Below are 24,838 nucleotides of genomic sequence, written 5' to 3'. Positions count from 1 at the left end.
CAAGCTCAAATAAAATGCCTATAAGTTTATTTTTCGCGCCCCTCTTGACCTCAACCTTAGTTGAGGTTTCAGAATAGCCCTACGTCAAAGCCAACTCAATCTTATCGCTTCAGATAACATTTTTATTAAAAACGTGTAACTAAAACCAAACCAACACCCTTGAAAAAATCAACTCAGAGGATTTTAAAATGAAAGTACTTGCCTTCGGCGCTAGCAACAGCAAAAGCTCCATTAACAAAAAACTGGCTTTTTATGCAGCACAACAAGTCAGCGATGCAGATATTTCGTTAATCGATCTTAACGACTTTGAAATGCCAATATTTAGCGGAGAAAGAGAAAAGGAGTCTGGCATCCCTGAATTGGCGCATGCTTTTTACAACGCTATCGGTGAAGCAGATGTCATCGTAATGTCATTCGCGGAACACAATGGGACTTATACGTCAGCCTATAAAAATCTATTTGACTGGACATCACGAATAGATATGAAAGTATTTCAAAATAAACCCGTTCTTATGTTATCTACCTCACCTGGTCAAGGTGGGGCACAAAGTGTCTTAGCTTCCGCACAAGCGTCAGCTCCCTATTTTTCAGCAACCGTTATAGGCGCGCTTTCCTTACCAAGCTTTTTTGACAATTTTGACTTAGAGCAGGGTGTTGTCACTAACCAGCAGTTTAACCGAGACTTACATGGAATATTAATTAAAATTTAATTTTGTCTATTTTTGGGAAATCGTCTGCAGTCTGTCATCACAGGCGCTATAGAAACTTATAGCGCCTGCCATCACCAGTGGCAAAACCGCTGCGACTCGAAGGATATGACACCTGGAGAATGGCCTGGCTATGTGCTATTTCAGGCCGCAACAAGCTTCTTCACGTTAAGCTCTTCGCAATATGGGTCAGCACCATAACCAAGCTCTAGGACTGGCCCGCAGTCAGCTCGATCAGTGATAAGAGGTAACCAGCGTTGAAGCCAGGTGTCTGAATACATGGGAAATCCTGAAGATACCTAGTTAACAGTGATTTCATAAATTAATTTAACTCTACCCCATTGATTCCCTCACGAGCAAAAATAAATTCAGCAGTGTTTGAAGCAACCACCGGACGTACCCCTGTTCATAATCAGCAAGCCGGTGTGTAAGTTTTTAAAATACCTCAGCAGCACATAGCCCATCGACATATACCAAAATACGTTCAAACTGATGAGAGTACATTTCGTCCTATACTGAGCAACACCCAGTAACGATAAGGAGCCAGCTATGAAAAAAGCATTATTAGCGCTAATCGCTACGATGCTGATAAGCGGGTGTAGCAACAGCAATACCACCGCATCAAACGCACCCGCTTCAGATACTGCAACCGAGCAAAACCAACCCCACCACCAGATGACCGACCAATGGGTCGGCCGATGGATTGGCGTTGAAGGGTTATTCCTGGAAATCAGCAAGGACGAGTCTGCAGGCCCGGGCCATTATCTCCTTCACATGCGCTACGGCCTGGATGCCGATCAAATCGGCACTTTCGAAGGGCAGGCCACCGCCGAGGGCATTAGCTTCAACCGCGGGGGCGGCCCACAGCTGCTTCGTGCGGGCGACGGCGAAGCCACCGGCATGAAGTGGCTATTGGAAAAGGAAGACTGCTTGGTAGTCGCAACAGGTGAAGGCTATTGCCGCGACTGACCTGAGCGGTGGTCACTCAAGGAGCGGCGGGATAAAAGCAGTTATTCAGCCGCTAGTTCAGCAAAGTGGCCCGCTTAATCCAGGGTGTACTTAAACCACCGCTGCTTTAAGCGGCAACCAGCCTCTTTACTTTAAGCTCTTTGCGATGCTGTTCGGCATGCCAAAGCTCGTATTGGGACTGCTGGTTCAACCAGCTTTCCGCAGAGGTATCAAACGCGATAGAAAGCCGCACCGCCATTTCAGGGCTAATACCGGCCTTGCCGTTCAGCACAGCACTGAGCGTTTTGCGACTTACGCCGAGCGCTTCCGCAGCGGCTGTCACAGTCAGGCCTAGGGGCTCCAAGCAAAGCTCGCGTAATACTTCACCAGGATGGGGAGGGTTGTGCATCAGCATTGGCGGTACCTCAGTGGTAATCTTCATAATTCACTATCTCGGCATCTCCGTCCTCGAACCGGAACGTCACGCGCCAGTTACCACTAACCGTGACTGACCAGATTCCAGAGCGCTTACCTGAGAGTTCGTGCAAGCGAAGACCTGGCAAGTCCATATCGTTGGCATCTGACGCTGCATTAAGTCGACCAAGAATAAGCCGAAGCCTCTTTGTATGCGCAGCCTGAATCCCTGCAGTGCTGCCGGATTTGAAGAATTTTGCCAAGCCTTTGTGTTTGAAGCTTCGGATCATCTATAAAATGTACCCTGCAACGTATCAGGTGTCAAAAACATGGTGCAAATCAAAAAGAGTCGATAAACGTGCTATGTCCCTACCGTTGATAACACAATTAGGTTAAAGACTACTCGCCCGCCACTTCAGTAAAGTGGCCCGCTTTATCCAGGGTGTATTCGCCAAAATCCCGCGCCAAATAAAGCGAGCCCGAGTAGACACGCTGGGCCTCCTTGCGAATGTCCTCAATGGAAGGCGACGCGTTAGGATTGAGCTGGTAACGGGGGCTGAAGTGCGTCAGCACCAGATTGGGCAACTGTACCGATTCGGCAAACGCGGCGACAAGTTTGGCGTAGCTATGCCCGACATCACCGGCCTTCTGGGCCATCTCTTCGGTGTAGGTGGCTTCATGCACCAGCACCTGCGCGCCCGCGCAGGCATTCATCAACAAGTCAGGCTGATCATTGTCCCCTGCGATCACCACTTTTCTCGGCTTATGTTTGAAGATCAGGTAGTCATGGCTTTTTAACCGCTCACCCTTAAACTCAACATCAACCCCTTGCTTCAACTGCCCCCACAACGGCCCTCTTGGAATCCCCTTTTGCGCTAGTTTATCCACATCCAAGGCAGCGTCGACCCTTGTCTCCGTAAACCCATAAGCATAGGACGGCGCCCGGTGTGAAAGGCTGAACGTGGTAACCGCAATGCTCTCAAACTCAACGCTGGGCAGGTCGTCCGAGTCGATAAACTCCAGGGCAAAGGGCAAACATAGCTGCGTAGCCTCACAGGTAGCCTCCAACCATGCCTTGATACCTGCGGGCGCCACAATGGTCAGAGGTGCTTTCCGGCCACCCATTCCCGCACTCGCCAGTATGCCAGGCAGCCCATAGCAGTGGTCGCCGTGCACGTGGGTAATCAAGATGGCTTTCAGCGAATGGAAAGACAGCTTCGTGTGCAAAACCTGATGCTGGGTGCCCTCACCACAATCGATCAGGTACCAGCCCTTCCCCTTGCTCTCTCGCAAAGCGACGCCGGAGACGTTTCTGGCTTTGGTGGGTACGCCGGCGGAGGTGCCGAGGAAGAGTAAATTCATATCTTGTTCTTGCGCTCGCTTATGCACTCGCTTTGAGGGTAAGGATGCAGATTTCAAATCTGCTAAATGAAAACAGTAGTGCTTATACAATGACTAGGCATACATTAATACAGTTAAGGCTTACCTACATCCGCCAAACTGAGTTGACGCCATGTGTGGCTAAAGCATTAGCGAACCTAACTCAGAGGGCACGCGCAATAGGCGCTAGCTTGCTAGCGTCCTAATTGGCAGGATTGTTAGCTCGCTACGGCTGTGTGTCATAGGTCAACACACCTTCTGGTATTTGGAACCAGTCTTGCTTTTCACAGACCCAAACGTGAATGGTGGGGTTGATATCGCTTGTATCTGAAAGCGTGGAAGGCTTCAACATGAGGTGATGAGGATTGCTTGGATTGTAATGGTAGATGTGGTTAGCGCACACGGGGCAGAACTTAGCTGAGCTTGTATTCCCACTCGCAGCAATCCTGCTCCACTCATTCATTTCTCCGCTTATATCAATGGCGTCTGAATCTATCATTGCGGTAATGCTAAAAGCACTCGTCGAAAGCTTTTGGCATTGTTTGCAGTGGCATGCGGCGACAGCAATCGGGGGCTTAGAAAGCTTGTAGGTGATATGTCCGCATAGACATGAGCCGGTAATTGGATACTTCATTTGTAATGAACCCCTATCTTTTGTACAGGTAATGGCCCAAGCAGGGGCATACTTGCATTGTCAGCGCAGCGAAGAAAAATATGTCCGCAGACGGTACTTTATGGCGAACGCTTAGAGAACCAAGCATGAACAAAACCTGCCTGGTAAAATTGAACTGGTGAGTCAAAACCGCCACGCCTGATGATGGATTTAACATCGTCGGGAGGGAGTATTGCGACATCTTTCGCCCATGCTGCATGGGTCTTTTCTATAGCACCAGAAGGAACGTTTGCAGCGTGCAGCATGGCTACCCATGCCTGAAGCAATGCTCTGTATTCATATGAACCAACCTCTGACGAGAGGTCTGCGCTCACCAGAATTCCTTCAGGGTGCAGCCTGTCCGCGATAGCACGGAAAAAGTTCGAGCGTGCCTCATCATCAATAATGAATTGCGAAACCATAAAACATGTAGCTGCGTCATGAAGCTCAACATCTGGCAAAGATTCCAGATAGCCCTCATGGAACATACAACGAGAACTAAACCCTTCTTTCTCAGCTCTTAGACGGCATTCATCGAGCATCGCACCAGAAGGCTCGACGGCGGTGAAGCTCCAGTTTGGGAATTTATTAGCTAAATAGGAAAGTTCTGCGCCTGTGCCTAAGCCGACGCAAAGTATACGGGCCTCGCGTGGCAAGTCCGACAATATCCATTCAAGCTGAAAATGAAGTCCTTCATGGACTGGCGCAAGCTTCTTTTGCCGCTGTTCATAGCCAGAAGCCTGTTGGTCAAAAATAGCCTTAAGTTCGTCTTGGTTCATGCAGATATCCGATCCCATCTAATACTTCAAATAACCGGTGCAAATGTAGCGCAGCGAAATTTGGATCCGAGTTAATTTTTCTTTTTAGGCTTTTGCCATAAAAATTGCGACTCGTTCCAACCCGGCGTCGCGATGAACTTCGCCTTTGCGAAATTCATCACTCTCAATGGTGGCCAGAAGGTTACGTCGCTGAGGATAGCGTACAAATATGAAATGATCCCAGCGATCAGCTAGCATACACCCCTTGTTACTGCCGAATAAACCAATGGGCTTTCCACCATAAACTGGATATGCCCCCCTTCGCAGCAATTCAAACCCCGCAATTTTGGAATAGCGGTCATAGGCCTCCTTTCCGCTAATACCTTTAGCGGTTTCGTAAGAATTATTATATTCAGCATTCAGTTTGTATTTATTCAAATTGTAAACAAAAAGCGGCTCGTCAAGATCTTGGGCTCTTGCTACTTTCATTTGATTCTCATCGGGCCAGACTGCGTTATTCTCGGCTTTCCATGTTGCTGTGGGGATGCCTTTGTCGGTGACACCTTTGAATAACCGAACAACCCTAGAGATGATTTTAACTATATAAAAAATCACTGATGGTTCTGGTTCAACTGCAAGGACAGTATGCTCAGCGCAAACCTGATCTAGAGTTTCATCGAAGGTCGAAAGAAACTTGAAAGCCGCTTGGGTGGATGGAAATTCATCGATGATAATTTCATCTATCCACATCCCTTCTCGTGCAACAGGATCAGCCTTAACTCGAAACAGCCTTTTGCTGTTGAAGCTATTCTCACTCTCTTTCAAAAACTTACTATAGCCATTTATATCTTTAACTCTCAGGTGGAAAACAAAAGCCACTTTGCTTATGCTAGCCTCTTCTAAGGATTTACTGAATGACTCTTTATCAATTGAGAAGGACATATTCATTTCGATTCCACACTCAAGCCTAGCAGTAATTTTACGGAAGACTCCATGGCCTCAATAAACGTCTCGGCGCAGTCACTGAGATTATGTAACCACCTCATTTGACTCTATCTCATTGATCCCCCTGAGAGCAAAGCCAATTTTGGTGGCATACCCAAAATTCGCATGCCTGCCCTAACAACACTCATCTCATGGCAATGAGCATTTAGACGATGGCATATTACGGAACAGGCCTTGTTATCACAGTGAAAGAGCCGCATCGCTTTTATGGATAAGCGTAACCAAACTGAGCAAGGTTAAAGCTAACTGAGAGACCGCTGGCGGTGTTCTAAATGTTTGGCGATCGCGAAGCTGATAAGCAATATTAGCGGCACGAAGCATTCATTAAGGCTTGTAGCGTGTCAACGTAATGCCGCAAGCGATCAGGCCCGAAGAAACAAATCGCCATACGCCGAAGCCTTCTTTCAGAATGATGGTAGAAATCAGTGCGGCGAACAGCACACTGGTTTCTCGTAAAGCCGAGACCATGCCGAGTGGGGCGTAGGCCATGGCCCAGATAACGATCCAATACGCACCGACCTGCATTCCCCCGCCGACAATAGCGGGAGCCAAATTGCTGGATATAACTCTTTTTATCTCCTTGGCTTTCCATATCAGGGCAATAGCAAACGTCAGTAAGCCGTTGCCGAGCGTTAACAAAACAGCAAAGCCGAGCACCGAGCCAGCTTGTCGTGCCCCCAGGCCGCCTACCAACGTGTAGGAAGCGATAAAAGCACCCGTACCGAGAGCAAGGAGGATAGCACGGGGATTTCTGGTGATACCGGTGCTTGTATCAAAGGCTAACGACATCACGCCCACCCCAAGAAACAGCACACCGAGTAACGGGACAAAACCCAACATTTCGCCAGCGAATGCGGCAGCGCCAAGGGTAACGAGTAAAGGCGCTGATCCACGCGCGATGGGATAGACCTGGCCAAAATCACCGTAGTGGTAAGCCATGGGCAAACAGAAGTGATAGGCCGTATGAATCAAGATGGCTAAGCCTAGAAGCGGCCAGCTTGCAGGACCGGGGAGCGCCACGAAAGGCAAGGCGAATACAGAAACTAGACTGCCCAATAAGGTGATCACCGCCATGACGGCGATCCTGTCGCCACTCACTTTAACGATGGCATTCCAGCTGGCGTTAAAGATAGCAGCGAGCAGTACAATCATTGTTATTTCTAGGCTCATATCACCGTGCCCTTGAGCGGCAGGAAGCAACGTTAAGAAAAACTAGTTTCCCCAGCATAGTCCAAATTCCTAGACACGCATGTGTCCGCACTCGCCAGTATGCCCGGCAACCCATAGCAGTGGTCGCCGTGGACGTGGGTAATAAAGATAGCTTTCAGCGAATGGAACGACAGCTTGGTATGCAATACCTTATGCTGAGTACCCTTACCACAATATATCAGGTACCAGCCCTTAACTTGATCTCTCGCAAAGCGATCCCGGAGGCGTTTCTTGTTTTAGTGGACACACCGGAAGAGGTGCGTAGGAACGGTAAATTCCTACATTGTTCGTGATCTCACTTTAAGACCAAGGTGGTGACCTGCCCGTCAGCTAAACTTAAGGGTTAGTGCTTTTACGATCATGGTTATGCGTACACTTATAAATGTTGAAAGCTATCTACATCTGCCAAGCTTGGCTGACGCCATTTAAGATTAAAACATTAGCGAATTAGGCACATTAAACTTCAAGAAGAGGTTCACTTTTCAGCGACCGCCTTGCTTGTTTTATTAAATTTTGGTTGTGCTGTCAATTTTATGGCCTTAGTTGGTAACACAAGAAGCAAATCACCAACACTTCCACTCAATTCAATCTTAGTGTTTGTTCCAATATTTGTGAATAATATATTAGCTTGTTGGATAGTACATACTTCATTACAGGCCAAACCAGAGATCAAACCTTCACTTTCATAGTCCTCCAATATAGTTTTATACTCTTTCGCTTCTACGTGCAGCGTAACGCCCTCTTGTCTGACCCCCATAGTTTCAAATGTTGTTCGTGTTACACCACCACCCACCTGACCAAACAATAAAGGGGCGGCGTATATTAATACGTAAAAAACATTTCTTACCATCAGGGGGTATATAGGACTTTCATTTATTGGCCTTCCATTTGAGTCTAATAGCTGGTCATTTGAGCTGCTGCGCTTTGATACGTTTTCTATTAGCGTATAGATAAAGCCAATCAGAAATAGTGCTCCAAATATAACTAGAAGAGGATGCCCCTTAGAATAACTTATTCCTAATATCAAAAGGTTAGCAAAAAAACCTCCTCCCAAAACCATGAGCCAGTCGGATTTTGGTAACGGGACAACGATATCAGTCTTGTTCTTTTTTGACTTAAGAATAAAATTTATGGGCTTGGCAAAAACTGCGACCCAGAAAATACTGGCAATAAAAAAAGCAAACGCAACTACAGAATAATAGAAGCCAAACACCACAACAACCCATAAGAAGAATAGTGTATCGGCTAAGGTTAATCCCGATGGGTAAAAATTGATACTACCACAATAATAAATAACCAAGATTGCGCCAATAACTGCACCAGCAACGCCAAAGGCTCTAGAGTGCTCCTTTACTGAATTAGTCAAACTTCCAACTAACGAGCTACTTTCCATATTTTTTCCTAATGATGATGCGAGAAATCTAACGCCGCGTTCTACGGAAAGTTTGGAGTGCAATGAAAATCTTGTCCGACAGCAGCGCCTTTTTAAACCTATTCTTCACCATCATGCGATGCCTCTTCAGATTTCGATTCACGCAGCACGTATCCATGAAGCCAAATAAATTGTTCCAAGAATAGAAGCCCTTTATTAGTATTATCATCGTACACCCTTGGGAAGTCCTCGGAAACACCTATTGTCGAGGGGAAGTGCTCTTGGATCGAGCTTAAAACTATTGAGGCATCTAAAACACTAGCTAGACTGTTATATTGATCCCTTTCGAAATCTGCCTTGTGAGAAACACCTGATTCCATCCCCCATGCAGTGGGGACATAAGATTCTATAATTCTAACTAAAGATTTTGGATCCCTTGAAATCAGCCCAGCCACATAATCATTTACATAGCCATCCCGTACATATTTATTTAAGGTATAGAATATTGTTGGGATGGATTTAGGTGCTACCTTGGTTATATCTTCATCATTTTCAACCTTATCAGCTATAAGCCTTCCCAAGCACTTTCCAATCTCTTCTATACACACTTCAGAAAAAGCATTTTTTTCAGGCTTATTTTCATCTTCACGCTTTAACCATCTAAAAATCTCGAGTTTAAACTCAAGAACTGATGCTGATTTTATGCAGGTTTTTGCTAGGTCAATTCGATCACTTTTCTGTATATTTTGAATTAAATCGCTAACTAGCATGGACGCCTGAGAAAATGGAGTCATCCAACTATACAGCACTTCAGGGTTAGGGATTTCATGACTTTTTTGCGCAATAGCAACAGCCATAGCAAACGAGGCACCAGCATTCATATCGCCAGACTTATTCCTCAACTTTTTAATTAAGGTTTCAGCTGACGCAGCGCTTATAATTCCATTTAGTGGGTTTCTTTCTAAATCGAAGGTTTTCTCCCACTTTTCGCTATTATCGGTTAACTCCTGAATTTCTTTATCTGATACATCTCCTCTTGGGATAGCATAAGTAAAATATCTAGAATAATAATTCTCAGAACATATCCTCTGTCCATTATCCCACCTATTATACCAGTCTGATCCATAGCTCATATTTCCATAAACAGACTGAAGCTTTGGAAACATGTTTTTCAAGAGCTCAACAAACCCCACTTTGTTGATGTTTTTACCGCAATTAAGTGCATTATCTACGAGATTTTTTATGTATTCCTTTTCTCCATCTTTTCTCGAGTAACTGCTATCTCTGAAAGCACCTGTGAATAGTGTCTTATTTACTCTCAGCACTTCATACAAAGAAGGGCAAAAGACTCTTATCCCCTCTAAAAGCATTAGGTCTACTGGATTTACCTCCCCTTGCAGGATTGGCAAAGAGAACATTAGTATATTCCCATAAAGCTTGGCTTTTCTTGGAGTCGTTAAGCAGTCATCGAAAGCGACACTAAAGTCTCGAACAAACTCCTGAACTTGTTGTTCGGAGAGCGTAATTCCTGCAATATCTAATGCTTCTTCCACTCCTTGAAAACAGAACTCTCTAAGCACTTTCTTTTCGACGGCTGGTAAATTCAAGGGAACCTGAATAATTTTCTCTAAAAATGCCTCACCGGAATTTTCAGAAGCACTAGAGTAGCGATCTTGCAAAGATGCGGCGACAACATCTTTATCAAATGCCAAAATATATGATGTAAATTTAAAATCTGCTGTCAATTTGACCAATCTAAAAAGTGCGTGAATTTCAGTTTTTTCCAGCCTATCCACATCGTCGATTAGTATAAGAACACGTTTTTTAGCTGATTCTAACTCGCGCTCTATTCTCTTCTTAAGTTCATTTGTATCGGGTCCTGAGATAAATGAACCAAAAGCCTCACCCGCCCCCCTTGCTCCTATAATTGCACTAGCACCAGGTGCTGCCTTTTTAACGAAATCCTTAAGCTTATCCCCTGTCTTAATTAGTTCCGCATCTAATGCTTCTGCTATATCAAAAAAGAAGCCAGTTAGCAGCTCATCTTCTGTACCGAAACGCCAAGGATTAAATTTTATACATATTACGTTTTCATCATTTTCAAGTGACTTTTCGATAAAGTTGAGAACAGATGTTTTACCATCACCCCATATACCGTAGAGACCAATAACGATACTACTTGGATCACTTCGTTTTGATATTACTTGGGCCACTCTTTTAGAGAAGCTCCAGCGAGAAAACCTATCTTGCCCGTGTTCGTGTATTGGTGAATCTGAGGAGTAGTTTTTATCTTCCATATCTTTCCTTTAAGAATCTAAAATTATTTATACGGAAGGTTATATAACCTTAACAAACTTGTCAGTGCCTTTATTGAGGTTATGATGCTACTTGATTTGACTCTATCCTACTGATTCGCATTAAGGCAAAGAAATCATTGTCAACATACCCAAAAGTCGATTGTCATCGCGTTTTGCTAAGGCCAATAATTTTGTATATAAAACCACTACTCATCTATGAAAATCAGACCTTTGGCACTAATGGTCGCCATAACAAGCAACCTTGAGAGCGTATGTACCACCATCCATCCGATGGACTTTCCCGACACCTAAGTTTTGACTGAGATTCTCATGGGTACGATATTTTATTACCAATAGGCAGGCTCTAAAGTCTCCGTCATCTTATTGAGGATAGCATTGCAATGCATAGCAGAAGTTTCAGCGATTTTATCTGCCCCTGCCATTACATCAACCTCTTGATCATCAGCCGTGAGTAATCTCTTAGCTAAAGATCTGGGTACCGAAACGTTGACCTCTACTTTCAAACGCTCTTGATTCAAATTGAGGGTATGTGCAGCGTTGCCAAGCTCTGCTTTGTGATGAATGTGATCGCCTCGGAAGTCCATCAGATGGTTAACCCAAGATGCGTGAACGGTTTTTAGCAGCTCTCCGACTGGTGCTTTGCTGATTGTGTTGTTTGAATCTCGAGCCCCTTTCACGGCACCATTCCATTTCGTTCGGGACTTCGCCGGACCTCGGTATGCAAGACCAACCAAATTGCCGACGTAATCAAACATTGCAGCCAGATTGAAAATAACATCGTCAAAGATATAGGACATTATTTGTTGGCTGTGATGCAGATACTGTGGGTCATTCAGAGCCCCATTCATGTCCAGCATCAGGCGTTTTTCGATTGCAAGATGATGTTGTCGAAGAACCTGTAGATGCCATCGAACCGCCCAATTGCGATAAATCAGGCTATCTCGCACATCGAAGATAATTTTGTCTTTCCCTGTACCAAGATGACCAATCCTAGTTTTGACACAAGCCAAGCCGAACTGAATCGCAGCTTGTTGCACCTGATCGATGTGAGAATATTGCGACGGTTCCATAACTATACCTAAGAATTATTAGATGGATGACTATACTCTAAACAAACCTGACAGAGAGTTGATGGGCGTTACTCCACCGTGTATCTGGCTCTCTCCAAAGACCCTACGTAAACAAAGCGAACCTTGGCAGTATATCTATAACTTACGATCTGGTGCATTTTGCTACTTCTCCCTCACACCAAACCCACACACACCATCTCCCCACCAAACCACTGCTGCTTAAGCCCCCGCTGCTTTTCCAGAAACAGCGTTAGATACTCACACAATGGATGAGCAGATGGTAGTGAAGCAAGGTGCTTGCGAAGCCTGCGCTGGTAAGGAAACTGTTCAGCAGGCACATGCAATGGCGTGGCGTGTTGAGTGAGCCATTCGATGGTGGGCAAGAGTAAGTGAGTGGCGTTGCTGTCGAGCGCTAGTGTGACACCTTTCACATCGAAGTCACCGGCGTAGATATGTGTTCGGCGGGTTTTGTGCCAAGCATCAGCCAGTAAGGCAAAACCACCGCCGTAGTGGCTGTCGCCGCGGTAAACGACCAGCGGGTTTGCATAGCCACTTAGCGCAGGGAGTTCCGGCGAGAACTCATAGAAGCTGTCCAGGTTTTCGACCTGAATCAAGGCGCTAAACGCGCTCAGCTTTAGTCCTAGTACATCCACATCGCGAATGGCGCGTGGCTCGTTGGCAAGCCCGATTGTTGGCTGGGGCGGAAAGCTGACGAGTACCCTTCTTGCACGGGGGCTTTCGCGGGTTGCTTTGTCTTCCTCTACGCCCTCTTTGGCCTGGGCGCTGCTGGTCAGGCCGCTGAGGGAGCGGCCTAGAGGCGCTATGCGGGCGCTATCTAACACGTCATTGATCTGTGCCAGCAAGTTGGCATCAAAACGCAGCGCTTTACTGTTGATTCGCGAGGCCAGGTCAATGTCGTGCTGGTGGCACCAGGCCACTACGTCGTCTACCCACTGGCGGCGTGGCTTCTCCACCGCGGGCTGGCGGAGAAGTTCGCGGGAGACGCCGTTAAGGCCATTGCGTGCGCGGCTGGGTAGGTTCATACGGCCAGCTGCAGTTCTACATCGTGGATCAGGCGCAGGTGGTTGAACTGGCTGGCCTGGCTCTCCTGCTGTTTGAGCCGAAACGCCTTCTGATCGCTGCGTGGCAGGCCCTGGTATTCGGAAATCACCTGGAAGAGCCAGATTTCCTCCGGCCATTCCAGCGGGCTTTCGTGTAGGTACTCAAGGGCGCTGACCGGCTCCGCCTGGGGCTGGTCGATCACGCTCAAATAGAAGTGTTCCACATCCTGCTTGAGCGCCTGCTGGCGGGCGGCGGCGAGGCTGCTTTCTTGGGCTTGGGCCGGGGCGGCGGCTTCAACGGTTTGGGTGGTGTGGCGCGGCTGGGGGAGTTGGTGCAGTAGCTCGGCGAGCAGCCGGCACTCCAGGTTGCGATCCAGCGCCGGGGCGGCGGCGGCGCTTAGCGGGGCGGCTTGATTGACCAACCCTGGCACCTCACTGCGCCTTGCATAGTTGCCCGGCACAAAGCCGGGGTGTTCGCGCATAAAGGCGGCCATGCCGCTGATCAGGCGGCTGCGCGCCTGCTGCTTGCGAAAGCGCGCCATCAATTCGATCAAGCGCCGCTGCACTTCACGCAGGCTGGTGTAGTGGTGACTAAGCTGCTGCTGTAGCTGGCTGATCAATAGTTTGCGCAGGCTGCCATCGCTGCCCACCAGCTCGATCAGCTCGTCGAAGTCGATCAGCGCTAGGCCATCCAGCAGCCTCGCGATCTGCTTCTGGGCGCGGTCGTTCTCGCGGATTTTGTCGTTGAGCTGGCTGACGAAACCAAAATCGCTATTCAGCCGCTGCCATAAGCTGTCGATGGCATCGGCGAAGCGCCCGTTCAGGTCGTCGACCTCCTGGCGCAGGCGCATCAACTGCTGCTCCAGCCGCCAGTGTTCGCCGCGGCTGCGGGCCTCCCGGTAGCTGTGTACCAGGGCGCGAATCAGCTCCAGGGTTTCCGCGACATCGGCATTCACATGGCGGCGGGTCTCGTCGGCGAGCATCTCGGCGATCAGTTCGCGCACCTTGGGCGCCAGCTTCACGCCGCTCTGCTCATCCGGACGCCATAGAATGCGCGCCGCCAGCAGCTTGCGCAGCGCGCTATCGCTAAGCGATTCCAGCGGCACTTCATCGCGGGTGTAGGCCTGCATCAGTACATCGGCATGCTTACCCAGCAGCGCCAGCCGTTCACTGCCGGTTTTTAGCAGGCGGCTTTCGAGTGCATGCTCACCGCCACTCACAGAAGGGCCTCCTGAGCGCCAGAGCCCTCCTCGCTACCCTCTTCGATGGGCAGGTTCTCTTCATCGCGAATAAAGCGCACCAGATCCACCAGGTAGTCGATCTTGCCGGTGACCACGAATACCTGCCGCTCGGCGTGGGGCTGGAGCAAGTAGCCGTGCTCTTTCAGGCGCTTGAAGACCTGCTTTACCTGGGCATCGAGCTGATCACTTTGCGAGCCAAAAAAGCTGTCGGTAGCCAGGCGCTCCAGGCGTTCGCGCAGGCTTTGGTTATCTTCGCACTTGGCGCTGAACTCGGCGGGTTTGAGCACATCGCCAGGGGCGGCCAGGGTATCGCGGCCCAGCGCCTCTTGAACCAGCTGCAGCCACTCCAGCAGCGGCAGCAGGCTATTGAGCGTATCGCCGAGCTGGCGGGAGAGCTGATCCCGTGCGTTGTCATTGAGCTGACGCCAGGCCAGAAAATAGACGCTGCCGTCTTCGTTGCTGGCCAGGCGGCGGTTAAGCGGCCGCAGGTAGGTGTCGATCTCTTCCCGGGTCTCTTCATTGGTGAGATGACGATAGCCGCTTTCATCGCTGATCGGGCAGACAAACTCCCCGGCCAGCAGGCGCTCTAGCAGTGGGCCATGTTCGATCATACCGTCACCTCCTGCTGGCGTTCCTGGAGCCGTTCGGCCAGGCGGCTTAGCCGTGGCTCGATGCGTTTTAACACCCGCTTGTTGGGGTTGGCCTCATCGCGATCGATCAGGTAGCGGTTGGCGAACAGCAGCAACACATCGGACTCGGGATTGGGGAAGGCGCCGACAATATGAATGCGGTTGCTGTCGCAGGCATCGAACAGTTTTTCGACGTTGTGATACGCCAGGGTGCCGATCTCATCAATGGGCCAGTGGATGGCGATTTCCGCATCGCCGCGCAGCAAGCGGGTAAAGGCGAGTAGGAACTTGCACAGAATCAGATACGCCATGCCGTGGCTGGAGGACTCCAGCAGTTGGCGGTCGTTTTTGATCACCAGATCGGTGCCGCCTTCGTTCAGGTGAAGCTCCAGGCGCAGCAGGCTTTCGAAGCTGTACTGCTGGTCGCTGCGCAGCAAATCGACCACGTCCGCCAGAGCGTTGAGGTAGTCATCGCTGGGCAGCGTCTGGCCGGATTCGCGCCACTCTTTATAGCGCTGGGCAAACAGCTTCAGCGGCTCCCAGAAGCCCAATTCATCGATGGTGGACTGGATGCGCACTTCGGCCTTGGTGATGCCTTCCAGGCGCAGATCATCAGCAACCTCTTCAGAAAGCCGGCGGCTTTGGGCGCTGATACGTCGGTTCAAATCGCGGAACACGGTGAAGAATTTATCCAGGTCGTCGCTCAGGTTGCGGCCTTCCTGAATCAGTTGCTGCTGTTGATCTTCCAGCAGCTTGAGCATGTCGCGCAGTAGCGGCAGCTGTAGGCGCGGGTTGTCGCTCTGCAGCTTGCTGCGCTCGCTCTCCAGCGCTTCGGCAAAGCCGCTGCTGGCGTCTTTAATCAGTTGGCTTTCGACCTCCAGGCAGCCACGGCGCAGTTGCTCGATGAGCTGGTGGCGATTGCCCAGCGCCTGGCGGGCGCGCTCGATGCGCTCATCCACATCGCCCAGTGGCGTGCCTGGCGCCTGGCCGTCGGGTTCGATGGCCAAGCTTTCCAGTTGGGTGAGTAGCGGCTTTAAGGCTTCCAGGCAGGCGTATTCGCTCTCCCGCTGGGTTTTCAGTGTGCTGATCGTGCTTTGGTGGGTTTTGCGCGCCGCCTGAAAGTCGTTTTTCAGGTGCTCTTTATCGCGCTGCAGCTGCTGTTCGGCCTGCTCCAGCTCTGCCTCCTGGGCGACCAGCTGCGGCTTGTGCTGCCCCCACTCGACGCGCATAAAGCGGGTGTATTCGGTGAGTTCATCCTGGCGGGCGGCGGTGACGCGGATGCGTTCATCCTGGCTTGCCAGCCGCTCCTTGGTATCTTTTAGCTTGGCGGGGTCGACGCCCTGCTCGGCCAGCTCCTGGCTAAAGGCCTCTTCCAGTTCCGCGCGCTGGCGTTTGTGTTCGGCATTGGCATCGCTCAACTGCTGCTTATACTGGCGCAGCTGGGCATCCAGGCTATCCACCTGGCTCTGGCCGTCGGCCTTGAGCTCCAGCAGTTGGCTTTGATGGGTCTCGCTGAGGGCGGCGAGCGCCTGCTGCTTCTCTTCGCGCAGCTCCTTTTGCGCCTGCTCCTGGCTGGCTAACGCGGTTTGATGGGCCGCACGGCGCTCCTGCTGGCGCTTGGTGTGGCGCTCCTGCTGCTGGCGGCGGGCCTCTATCGCAAACTCGACTTCCTGCTCGGCGCGCTTGTGGGCCATGCGGCCCTGATCCTGGGCTTCATCGGCCTGCTGCACCCGCTCGTTATGCTGTTTGAGCGCTTTCTCGGCGGCCTGGCTCTCTGACTGCACCCGGCGTTTGGCGCTATCGGCTTCTTCGATGGCGGCCAGCAGGCTGGCTTCATCCTGGGCGTAATCGGGCAGGGCAATGGCGGAGAGATCCAGCGCCAGCCCAAACAGGTCATCGCTCGCGCCTTCCGCCAGCTGCGGGGCAAGATCACGCCGCTCCAGCAGCTCCGGGGCAATCACCTTGCCCAGCTGCTGCTCCCAGCCGGGGCGGTGGTAGCGCAGGAAGTGGCGCAGGCTGCCCTGCTCCGGGTCGCGCTGCTGATAGAGTGCAAAGCAGCGCTGCTCGGCGCGCTCTAACTGCTGGCGAAGTTGCACCAACTGCTGTTCGGCACTGTCACGTTCGCGTTTGCGGCTTTCAAACTCCCGGCGCAGGCCATCCAGGGTGGCGGCCGATGCGTTGCGCTCCTGCTGGGCCTGATCCAGGCGCGCCTGGGCAAGCTCCGCTTCGGATGCCTCTTCGGCGGTTTGGGTCGAGAGCGAGAGCTGGGCTTTTAGTTCGGCTAACTGCTCGACGCCGAGTTCCAGCTGCGCCTGGTACTCGCCCTCCAGGCGTTGACGCTCCTGCTGATAGCGTTCGTTGAGCTGCTGTTCGGACTCCCACTGCTGCTCCCGGCGCAGGGCTTTCTCTTCGACTAGGGCGTCGATCAGTTCCTGGGATTCACGGGTCTGGCGGGCCAGCGCCTCGGAAAGTTCGCGCAGTCGCCCGTCCAGCCGCGCCTGGCTCTCTTTTACCGCGTCCTGCATCACGTTCAGGTGGGTGCGCAGCTGGTCGCGCTGCTCCCGCCACTGGGGCAGCGCGTTGATGTCACGCTCCAGGGCGGGCATGTCCGCATCGGCGTAGTGCTCGTACTGGGTTTGCAGGTCGTTGAGGCGGCACTGGGTCTGCTGCAGATCGCTAACCACTTCGCTGTGGCTGTCGTTCAGCTTATCCCGCGCTTCTGCGTAGTCGCTCTCCCGCTGCTGGAATTCGCGCTGGTGGCGGGCAAGCTCAGCATCCACATCGGCCATACGGCGCTCTGCTTGCTGGCGGTCGTCTTCCAGTTGGGGTTTCAGTTGCCAGAGCGTGGCATCCAGGTCGGCGAGTTCACGATCGATACCGGCCAGCCTGGCCAGCGATGCCTGCAGCGGTTCCAGGCGCATGGATTGGCGCATCTGGGCGATCCACTCCCGCGCCTTGGTGTTGCGAATCCGGGTCACCGGAAGCTCGACGCCATCCTCTTCGAAAATCGCCGCCAGCATGGTTTTGAGGGTGTCCATCTTGCCCTCTTTGGCATGCACCGCAGAAACCAGCTTTTCGATATGGCGGATGCGCCGCTCGGGTTTGACCAGGCTGAACTGCGACGCGATCTGGCGCAGCTTGAGGCCATCGCGGCTGTTGCCGTGCAGTTGGGTAAAGTCGTTCTGGATCACCGAGCGAAATTCAGAGGTCGCGCCCAGCTTGGGCGACACCGGCGTACCGCTACGCCGCAGGCCACTGGCCCACTGGGTGTAGTCCAGCGCCGCCACGCCCGCATCGCTCTCCACCAGATACTCTTCCGGCAGATAGGGCGCGCCAACAAAGCGGTACTCCACCCCGCCCTCGGCCTTGCGGGTCAGCACCGCCTGGCAGATATTGCCCGCTTCGCGGCGGTATTCGTACACCAGGTAGCTATTGCGGTGGGGCAAATAAAACGCGTCGAACTTCATACGCGTCTTGGGCACGACCTTGTTGGGTAGCTCACCGTAAAATACCGGCACCAGGCGCTGTAGCGTGGTTTTACCGGAGGCGTTGGTGCCGCAAATATTGGTGTGACCGTCCACACTCAGTTCGACCACGCCTTCCAGGTGGCCGTGAATCATCACGATGCGTAGCAGGTGGGCCATGCCGTGTCCTTTCGATGACTATTTCAATGGCTGTCTCAATGACTATCCGGATCGTTTTGCTGATCGCTGAAAGTGGCTATAGTGCCAGACACAGACCAAGGTGGCATCCGTTGAGTCCCAAACATCAATTCCAGTACCCCAATGACAAACCTTCAGAACGACCCGGGCTAATGGCTGGCCTTTCACGATTTTCCGGCGGCTCACATATTGACCGGCCAAGCGCTAAGGCGCTCGCGATAGCCAACCCTACTACCGATGGCGTGTTGGCTCGATCAGAGGGGGACAGTAGAAAAAGCGGCAAGATATGGAGATGGACCGGCCCTGACAGCCGGCCCGGGGTGGGATCAGCCCTCGGCGAGCCAGCCGTCGATGAGATCGCGATGTTCCTCGATCCACTGCTTGGCGCCTTGCGTGGGGTCGCCGAGGTTTTCGATGGTCAGCATGAGATCGGCCAACTGGTCGTGGCTCATGTGCCAGGTGTCAAGCATTTGGGTGACCTCTGGATGCTCCTCGCCAAACCCTTTGGGCGACATCCACATGATATCGTCACCACCCCCATAACTCTTCTTGGGATCTTCTAGCGCCTTCAGGTCGTACTGCGCGTAGGCCCAGTGGGGCTGCCAGAGTGTGACGGCGATGGGCGCTTCATTGGCATAGGCTTCCTCAAGGGCTGCGAGCATGGCGGGGCCGGAGCTGTTCAACTGGCGAAACGGAAGGTTGTAACTCTTGATGGCGTTTTCGGTCTCGCCGGAGATAGCCGAGCCCGATTCGATGCCAAGGATGGTCGGCTCGCCCTGATAGTCGAAGCGCTCGGCGTTGTCTTTGAGGTCACTGATGCTATTGATGTCTTCCATGTAAGCGGGCACCACCAGTTCGTCCTGGGCGCCGTCGAACCAGGCATCGTGAACGTCGATGCGTTCCTTGTAGGGCTCGATGTACTGGGCGTCGCCATGCGGGAGCCAGACTTCCAGCGAGATATCCAGATCGCCGTTTGCGAGCCCGCTGAAGAGCACACTCTTGCCGGTGGTGGTCAGCTCGACGTCGTAGCCCTGCTCTTCAAGCAGTTGCTGCCACATGTGCGATACAGCAATGTTTTCCGCCCAATTGTTGGTACCAATGGTCAGCGTGTCGTTGGCCGAGGCGGTTATCGAGAGACCGGCCAGGCCGCAGGCGATAAAAAGGGGTGTCAACGGTTTCATACGCGTCCTTTTTTATGTTCGTTAATCGAAAGGGATGAGAAAGAGTGATGCGCTACGTCGTCATTCTTCCATCAGTATGTCGGAATAGCCGTAGGTCGAGAGGCGTTCGATGCCATCTTCGGTGATCAGCACCTGCTCTTCCAGCTTGACGCCCTCGGTGCCGTCTCGGTGGCCGATATAGGCCTCGACGCAGAGCGTCATGCCGGGTTCGATGGTGCCGTCGTAGCCGACGTCGTCCCAATCCATGTCGTGGGCGATCAGCGGCCACTCGCCGGTCATACCGCAGCCGTGAACAATATCCAGGTAACGGTTTTCGCGATAACCATCGGGTATCGGCCACGCTTGTTGCGAGTAGTCGCGAAAGCTCATGCCCGGGCGCAGCAGGGCAATGTTGCGCTCGAGCTGGTCGGCGGCCATGCGATAGAGCGCTTTTTGCTCGGCGCTGGGCGCGCCTGCGCCGGACACATGGAAGGTTCGCGAGAAATCGGTGTAGTAGCCGAAGCAACCAACGATGTCAGTATCGAAGGCCACCAGCTCGCCTGGAGCGATGACTTTGTCCGAGCATTCCTGGAACCACGGATTGGTGCGTGCACCGGAGGTTAGAAGTCGAGTTTCGGCGTATTCACCGCCGGTGGCCAGCACGTGCTGGTTGAAGATCGACCACAGCTCGTTTTCGTTCATGCCGGGGCGAATGGCGGCTTCCATACGCGTCATGGCGGCTTCGGTCAGGGTCACCGAGCGGTGAATGAGGGCCAGCTCGTCGAGGCTCTTGATCGACTTGGCGCCCTCGACCGCGGTGGCGGCGTCGGTCAACTGGAAGCCAGCCTGGCCCAGCGCCTCGACGGCGCCGGTGGGTGCGGACTCGATGCCTAGACGCTGCCCCTGAGTATGCGAACGCTCGAACAGGCTGCGGATGTCATCGACAAAGGCCTGGGTATGTGCTGCGCAGCGAGGACCGCTGTACTGCGGCATCACCGCCCGGGCGGGATGCACCTCGTCGAGTAGCTCGGCGTTGGCCGCCAGGTGCAGGCAGGCGCTGAATTCGAACAGCACCACTGGGCCGTCCGCCGCCACGTAGAGATAGCGCGCAGGGTTACGCTGCGAGTAGACCTGCATGTTGCGCACGCCGCAGGCATAGCGAATGTTGATGGGATCGAACAGGATCACCGCATCCAGTTGGTGATGCTTCATCTGCTGGCGCAGGCGTTGCAGCCGGTAGCGCTCGACGCGCGACAGCAGCGCGGCGTCGAGCGTGGCATGGCGGAAGCTCCCGCCGGCATAGGGGCCGCCCGTGGGAACTGATCCGGCGAGTGACACGATATCGCCCATGGCAAGGCATCCTTGTGTGAAGTGGATAAATAAGGGTCGCGTTCAGTAGTACCTAGCCCATGAGCGCGTCGTGACGGCGCTGATTATCGGCGTCGATGTGTTGCTGCGTAACGCGGCCGTAAATCCGTTTGGTGTGCTCCAGGCTACCCATCATGTCAGGCGTCTTGGCGTACCCTAGTAGCGTGCAGAGGCGCTGGCCCTTGGCGGCGGCGACGCGGTGCATGGAATAACGTCCTTTGAAGAGCTGCAGGTCGCCGGTTTTGAGCGTCAACGATTCGACGTCGGTGTGGTCACCCTCAAGTACGCGCTGCACGGCAGCGAAGTTTTCCTCGCCGGGACGGCGGATATTGGGCGCGTACTGGAATTCGCCGCCTTCATTGGGACGCCGCGTCATCAGGCTGACGATGAATTCGTTGGTGTCGAAGTGCCAGGGCAGCTCGGTGTCGTCGGGCATCACGTTGATCACCAGCCCCGCGATAGGATCGGCGAACTCGTAAATCACCGGCTCTTCGAGGCAGTCGGCAACGAAGCGCTGGAAGTCAGGGTCGCGATAAAGCTGCTGGACAATGGCGTCCTCGGGGATCAGGTCACGCGCCACGAAGCCATTGGTGTAGTGCTGGAAGAAGCGTGCAGGGTGATCCTCGGGCAGAGACGGATCGTCCGGCGTAACGTAAGGGTTAACGTTGTTGTCCGAGTAGAACGCCTTTGGCGCCAGGGCCTCACTTTCCTCGCGCAGTGGTTCGATAAGATCTTTGCGGATGAAGCTCGATAGCAGAGCACAGCCGTCGGTACGCAATTGTTGACGAACGCGCTCGACCGCCGATTGGTAGGCGTCGCTATCGCGCTGCAGGATCGGGTAGCGTTCAAGATCGATAAAACGCGCTAATGGATGGCGGTCATCGGTGGCGTCTTGCGAGGCCGATTGGGTTCCGAGCGTAGCTTGTGACATATATTGCCTCTCCTGATAGTTCGTTAATGATCAGTTATTGCTAACAGATCGTTGCTAGGAAGTGGCAATACAGTAAAAGTGTGGGGACGGGGATACTAATGAGAATGTCCGACCATCTGCGACGAGATTCTTATCGTTCTAACTCGCTCAGAGATGGATGCAGCCTTATCTCACACGTCGGTGCGGTAGAGATGGCGGAGCGTGGCCGCCAGCGGCTCGGCGACGGCGGTGATACGTGGCGTTTGCGCATAGGCCAAATACCAAGGAATGCGCAGTAAGTTACCCGCCAATGGCCGCATGACGACGCGACCGGCGTGATGTGCATCCTGAACGGCCCAGCGCGATAGGATGCTCACACCCTTGCCAGCAGCGACGAGCTCAAGGATCAGGGCGACCGACTCAATCTGAACCATATGCGACGGGTAGACGCCGGCTGGCTGGAAGAAATGCTCGAACTCATGGCCGGACTCGGGGGTGATGCTGTAGGTAAAGTGCCGCCCCTGATCGAATACCTCGGCGGGCACCGCGTCGCTTTGCGCATAGGGGTGCTCGGGCGGCAAAACGGCCACCAGTGGCTCCTCGAACAATAACTGGTGGGCAATGCCACGCTGCGAGGGCACCTCAATCATGCAGATCATGTCGACGCGACTGGTGAGTAACGCCGTGGTCATGTCTGCCATGGACAGGCGTACCAGGTCGATATCACGCTCATGCTGGTCGTAGAGATGCGGAAGCGCCCTCGAGAAGGTGTCGTAAGGGCCGATGCCCAGTCGCAAAGCGGGTTCGGTCCGGCGTGCCAGTTGCCACGCCTCGAGCTCGGCGCTGCGCAGTCGAGGGAGCACGTCATGTGCAGTCTCAAGCAGTCGCTCGCCTGAGGCGGAAAGCGTCAGTCGGCGTCCTTCACGGTGAAAAAGCGCCACACCCAGGCGGCGTTCCATTTCACGAATGCGATGCGTAGCCGCGGGCTGAGTAATGCCGATAGCGGCAGCAGCACCGTGCACCGTGCCGTGAGTGGCAATGGCGTCTATCAATACGTAATACTTGATATCCAGCATGGGAGAGTCTCTTGAGAGATGACGCGTCGCGTGAAACGACATGCTAGCACCGGCCAGTTTCTTTTGAATACGCCGTGTTCCATACATTACCTAGCCCTCTTCATAAGGCTTGGAAATACTGGCTTAATCGTCAGGGCGTTTTGTTGCCAAGCAGCCCCTCGAAGAAACTCACCGCGTTGGCTTCCAGTCCTTCAAGATAGTAACCGCCTTCCTGCACCACCAGCGTGGGTACGTTCAGGCCCGCTACCCTGCGGCCAAGCTCAGCAAAACCCGCGGTAGAAACGGCGACCTTGGCTTGGGGGTCAAGTTCGTAGATATCGAACCCCAGCGCCAGTACGATGGCGTCCGGTTCGAACAGGCGGATGGCTTGGCAGGCTTGCTCCACGCGGTCAAAGAACACCGACTCCTGTGATCCATGGGGCATCGGCAGGTTGAGGTTATAGCCCAGCCCGCCCCCCTGCCCGCGCTCGTCTTCAAAACCAGTCACTGCTGGGTAGAAGTTGGTGGTATCGCCGTGGATCGAGATATACAGCACATCGTCGCGCTGGTAGAAAATTTCCTGAATACCCTGCCCATGGTGCATATCGGGGTCTAACACGACGATGCGCGGGTAGCGCGAGGTGAGGTGCTGCGCGGCAATGGCGGCATTATTGAGAAAGCAGAAGCCACCGGCGGAATCGATGCCCGCGTGGTGGCCCGGCGGGCGCGATAACGCATAGGCGAATCGGTCACCGGCCAACAGGGCTTCGGCACCGGCTACGGCGCTTTGCGCCGACCAATAAGCAGACTGCCAAGTATGCTGGCCCACGGGAGCGCTACCGTCAGCCAGGTAACGCCCGGCTTCCGCCAAGATGCCGCGAAGGGCGTTGGGCGAACGTACAAAAATATTGGAAATAACTTCTTCACCCCAATCCTCGCCGAGGGCATGCCAGCGCCGATGGGCACTTTCGAGAAAGCGCAGATAGGCCAACGAGTGCACCGCCCTTAACGGTGCCACGCCATGATCCGCGGGCGCTTGAATATCAAACCCTAGCTGCTTGGCGGCGGCCAGCAGGTGCGTGGCGCGTTCAGGCACTTCCTGGGGTGTGCGCATCTTGCCACGGGAGAAGTAGGTTTGCGGCTGATGAAGCAGTTGGTCAGCGTGGCAGAACGTCTTCATCGTCACTATCTCCGGTTTCGCCCACACCCTTGACCACGAAATCGCGGGCAACGCCTATGTGGTAGTCAATCGCCTCACGGCAGGCAGCAGGGCTGCCACTATCCAGCGCGTCGAGCAACTTAAAGTGGCTGGTGGCGATGGTGTCGGGGGCTTCATGGGTTTTGGTAATTAGGGTGATGCAGAGGCGCAGCTCATGGGACAGGTCGTCAAAGGCGCGCAGCAGGCGCTCGTTACCTGCGTAGTGCAGCATCAGTCGATGAAACTGCAAATCCTCCTCGATGCGGCGGGTGCCATCGTTCCCGGCTGCCGCTTCACATAGCACCTCTACTTGCTGCTTGAGTGCACGCTGGGCATCGGCGGTATAGCGTTCTGCCAGGCGCTCGATCGCGTGGCGCTCAAGGCAGAGCCGCAAATCAAACACATCTTCGAGTTCAACGGCATTCAACGCGCGAACAAAGAAGCCTCGGCGCGGTTTCGAGATCAATAAACCACGGCTTTCCAGCAAACGAGCGGCCTCACGCACCGGCGCACGGCTAACACCCAGGTCGCGGGAGAGCTGCACTTCCGAGAGCCGTTCGCCGGGTAAAAAGTGTTGCTGAATAATCGCTTGGGTTAAATAGTCAGCCACCTGTTCGACCAGGTTCTGCTGCTGGATAAAGGCCCTGGGAGCCGCCGTTGGTGAGGCCATCGCATTCACTCATGGGATATGACGTGTTCTTCCCAGTATGACGAAAAAAAG

At 53.2% G+C, this 24,838-nt stretch carries 22 protein-coding genes and 1 pseudogene; 2 read left to right on the top strand and 21 right to left on the bottom strand.

Going from position 1 to position 24,838, the window contains the following annotated elements; genetic code table 11:
* Window positions 1-188 precede the first annotated feature (188 nt).
* Window positions 189-710, top strand: coding sequence for an NADPH-dependent FMN reductase (locus ACW17M_RS11200; protein WP_138800923.1), 522 nt, complete (start codon window positions 189-191; stop codon window positions 708-710).
* A gap of 546 nt (window positions 711-1,256) precedes the next feature.
* A complete protein-coding gene (locus tag ACW17M_RS11195) occupies window positions 1,257-1,676 on the top strand; it encodes a hypothetical protein (protein ID WP_457547401.1) in 420 nt (139 codons plus the stop codon).
* A 106-nt stretch (window positions 1,677-1,782) separates the two neighbouring features.
* On the opposite strand, the gene ACW17M_RS11190 is transcribed toward ACW17M_RS11195, so the two are convergent.
* The 21 genes and pseudogenes from ACW17M_RS11190 to ACW17M_RS11090 form a co-directional block, all read right to left on the bottom strand.
* Window positions 1,783-2,070, bottom strand: coding sequence for a HigA family addiction module antitoxin (locus tag ACW17M_RS11190; RefSeq protein WP_022520034.1), 288 nt, complete (start codon window positions 2,068-2,070; stop codon window positions 1,783-1,785).
* Window positions 2,071-2,080: 10 nt separating this feature from the next.
* Window positions 2,081-2,359: a type II toxin-antitoxin system RelE/ParE family toxin gene (locus ACW17M_RS11185; RefSeq protein WP_457547400.1), complete on the bottom strand. Its 279-nt coding sequence runs from the start codon at window positions 2,357-2,359 to the stop codon at window positions 2,081-2,083.
* Window positions 2,360-2,468: 109 nt separating this feature from the next.
* The gene (locus tag ACW17M_RS11180; protein WP_427769241.1) at window positions 2,469-3,431 is read right to left on the bottom strand and encodes a ribonuclease Z; all 963 of its coding nucleotides are present in this window, start codon (window positions 3,429-3,431) and stop codon (window positions 2,469-2,471) included.
* Window positions 3,432-3,675: 244 nt separating this feature from the next.
* The gene (locus ACW17M_RS11175) at window positions 3,676-4,083 is read right to left on the bottom strand and encodes a GFA family protein (RefSeq protein WP_427769242.1); all 408 of its coding nucleotides are present in this window, start codon (window positions 4,081-4,083) and stop codon (window positions 3,676-3,678) included.
* A 98-nt stretch (window positions 4,084-4,181) separates the two neighbouring features.
* Window positions 4,182-4,880 carry a class I SAM-dependent methyltransferase gene (locus tag ACW17M_RS11170; protein ID WP_427769243.1) on the bottom strand — a complete coding sequence of 233 codons (699 nt, stop codon included), beginning with the start codon at window positions 4,878-4,880 and terminating at the stop codon, window positions 4,182-4,184.
* An 84-nt stretch (window positions 4,881-4,964) separates the two neighbouring features.
* Window positions 4,965-5,807, bottom strand: coding sequence for a Dimeric alpha-beta barrel (locus tag ACW17M_RS11165; RefSeq protein ID WP_457547399.1), 843 nt, complete (start codon window positions 5,805-5,807; stop codon window positions 4,965-4,967).
* Between the two features lie 381 nt (window positions 5,808-6,188).
* Entirely contained in the window at window positions 6,189-7,016 is an 828-nt protein-coding gene (locus ACW17M_RS11160) for an EamA family transporter (protein ID WP_457547398.1), read from the bottom strand.
* A 104-nt stretch (window positions 7,017-7,120) separates the two neighbouring features.
* Window positions 7,121-7,320 (bottom strand): annotated as a pseudogene (locus tag ACW17M_RS11155) (MBL fold metallo-hydrolase); the annotation flags it as partial.
* Between the two features lie 228 nt (window positions 7,321-7,548).
* The gene (locus ACW17M_RS11150) at window positions 7,549-8,466 is read right to left on the bottom strand and encodes a hypothetical protein (RefSeq protein ID WP_457547397.1); all 918 of its coding nucleotides are present in this window, start codon (window positions 8,464-8,466) and stop codon (window positions 7,549-7,551) included.
* Window positions 8,467-8,564: 98 nt separating this feature from the next.
* Window positions 8,565-10,742 carry a KAP family P-loop NTPase fold protein gene (locus tag ACW17M_RS11145; protein ID WP_457547396.1) on the bottom strand — a complete coding sequence of 726 codons (2,178 nt, stop codon included), beginning with the start codon at window positions 10,740-10,742 and terminating at the stop codon, window positions 8,565-8,567.
* A 347-nt stretch (window positions 10,743-11,089) separates the two neighbouring features.
* Window positions 11,090-11,833, bottom strand: coding sequence for a hypothetical protein (locus tag ACW17M_RS11140; protein WP_457547395.1), 744 nt, complete (start codon window positions 11,831-11,833; stop codon window positions 11,090-11,092).
* Window positions 11,834-12,006: 173 nt separating this feature from the next.
* The gene (locus ACW17M_RS11135; protein WP_457547394.1) at window positions 12,007-12,876 is read right to left on the bottom strand and encodes a DUF7281 domain-containing protein; all 870 of its coding nucleotides are present in this window, start codon (window positions 12,874-12,876) and stop codon (window positions 12,007-12,009) included.
* Window positions 12,873-14,114, bottom strand: a complete 1,242-nt coding sequence (locus ACW17M_RS11130; RefSeq protein WP_457547393.1) for a hypothetical protein — start codon at window positions 14,112-14,114, stop codon at window positions 12,873-12,875. The genes ACW17M_RS11135 and ACW17M_RS11130 overlap by 4 nt, the downstream gene beginning before the upstream one ends.
* On the bottom strand, window positions 14,111-14,746 hold the full coding sequence (locus tag ACW17M_RS11125) for a condensin complex protein MksE (protein ID WP_144810569.1): 636 nt from the start codon (window positions 14,744-14,746) through the stop codon (window positions 14,111-14,113). Before ACW17M_RS11125 ends, ACW17M_RS11130 begins: the two co-directional genes overlap by 4 nt.
* A complete protein-coding gene (locus ACW17M_RS11120) occupies window positions 14,743-18,408 on the bottom strand; it encodes an ATP-binding protein (RefSeq protein WP_457547392.1) in 3,666 nt (1,221 codons plus the stop codon). Before ACW17M_RS11120 ends, ACW17M_RS11125 begins: the two co-directional genes overlap by 4 nt.
* 344 nt (window positions 18,409-18,752) lie before the next feature.
* On the bottom strand, window positions 18,753-19,607 hold the full coding sequence (locus tag ACW17M_RS11115) for a glycine betaine ABC transporter substrate-binding protein (RefSeq protein ID WP_457547391.1): 855 nt from the start codon (window positions 19,605-19,607) through the stop codon (window positions 18,753-18,755).
* Between the two features lie 60 nt (window positions 19,608-19,667).
* Entirely contained in the window at window positions 19,668-20,936 is a 1,269-nt protein-coding gene (locus ACW17M_RS11110; protein ID WP_457547390.1) for a M24 family metallopeptidase, read from the bottom strand.
* Between the two features lie 52 nt (window positions 20,937-20,988).
* On the bottom strand, window positions 20,989-21,885 hold the full coding sequence (locus tag ACW17M_RS11105; protein WP_233974446.1) for a HalD/BesD family halogenase: 897 nt from the start codon (window positions 21,883-21,885) through the stop codon (window positions 20,989-20,991).
* A gap of 170 nt (window positions 21,886-22,055) precedes the next feature.
* The gene (locus ACW17M_RS11100) at window positions 22,056-22,940 is read right to left on the bottom strand and encodes a LysR family transcriptional regulator (RefSeq protein ID WP_457547389.1); all 885 of its coding nucleotides are present in this window, start codon (window positions 22,938-22,940) and stop codon (window positions 22,056-22,058) included.
* Between the two features lie 130 nt (window positions 22,941-23,070).
* The gene (locus ACW17M_RS11095) at window positions 23,071-24,099 is read right to left on the bottom strand and encodes a histone deacetylase family protein (RefSeq protein ID WP_457547388.1); all 1,029 of its coding nucleotides are present in this window, start codon (window positions 24,097-24,099) and stop codon (window positions 23,071-23,073) included.
* Window positions 24,077-24,787 carry a GntR family transcriptional regulator gene (locus ACW17M_RS11090; RefSeq protein WP_457547387.1) on the bottom strand — a complete coding sequence of 237 codons (711 nt, stop codon included), beginning with the start codon at window positions 24,785-24,787 and terminating at the stop codon, window positions 24,077-24,079. Before ACW17M_RS11090 ends, ACW17M_RS11095 begins: the two co-directional genes overlap by 23 nt.
* Window positions 24,788-24,838: the final 51 nt, after the last annotated feature.

The sequence above is a fragment of the Vreelandella sp. 2A-K22 genome (assembly GCF_054065485.1).
Note: the sequence above shows the minus strand (reverse complement) of the source record. Positions and strands in the feature narration are given on the sequence as shown.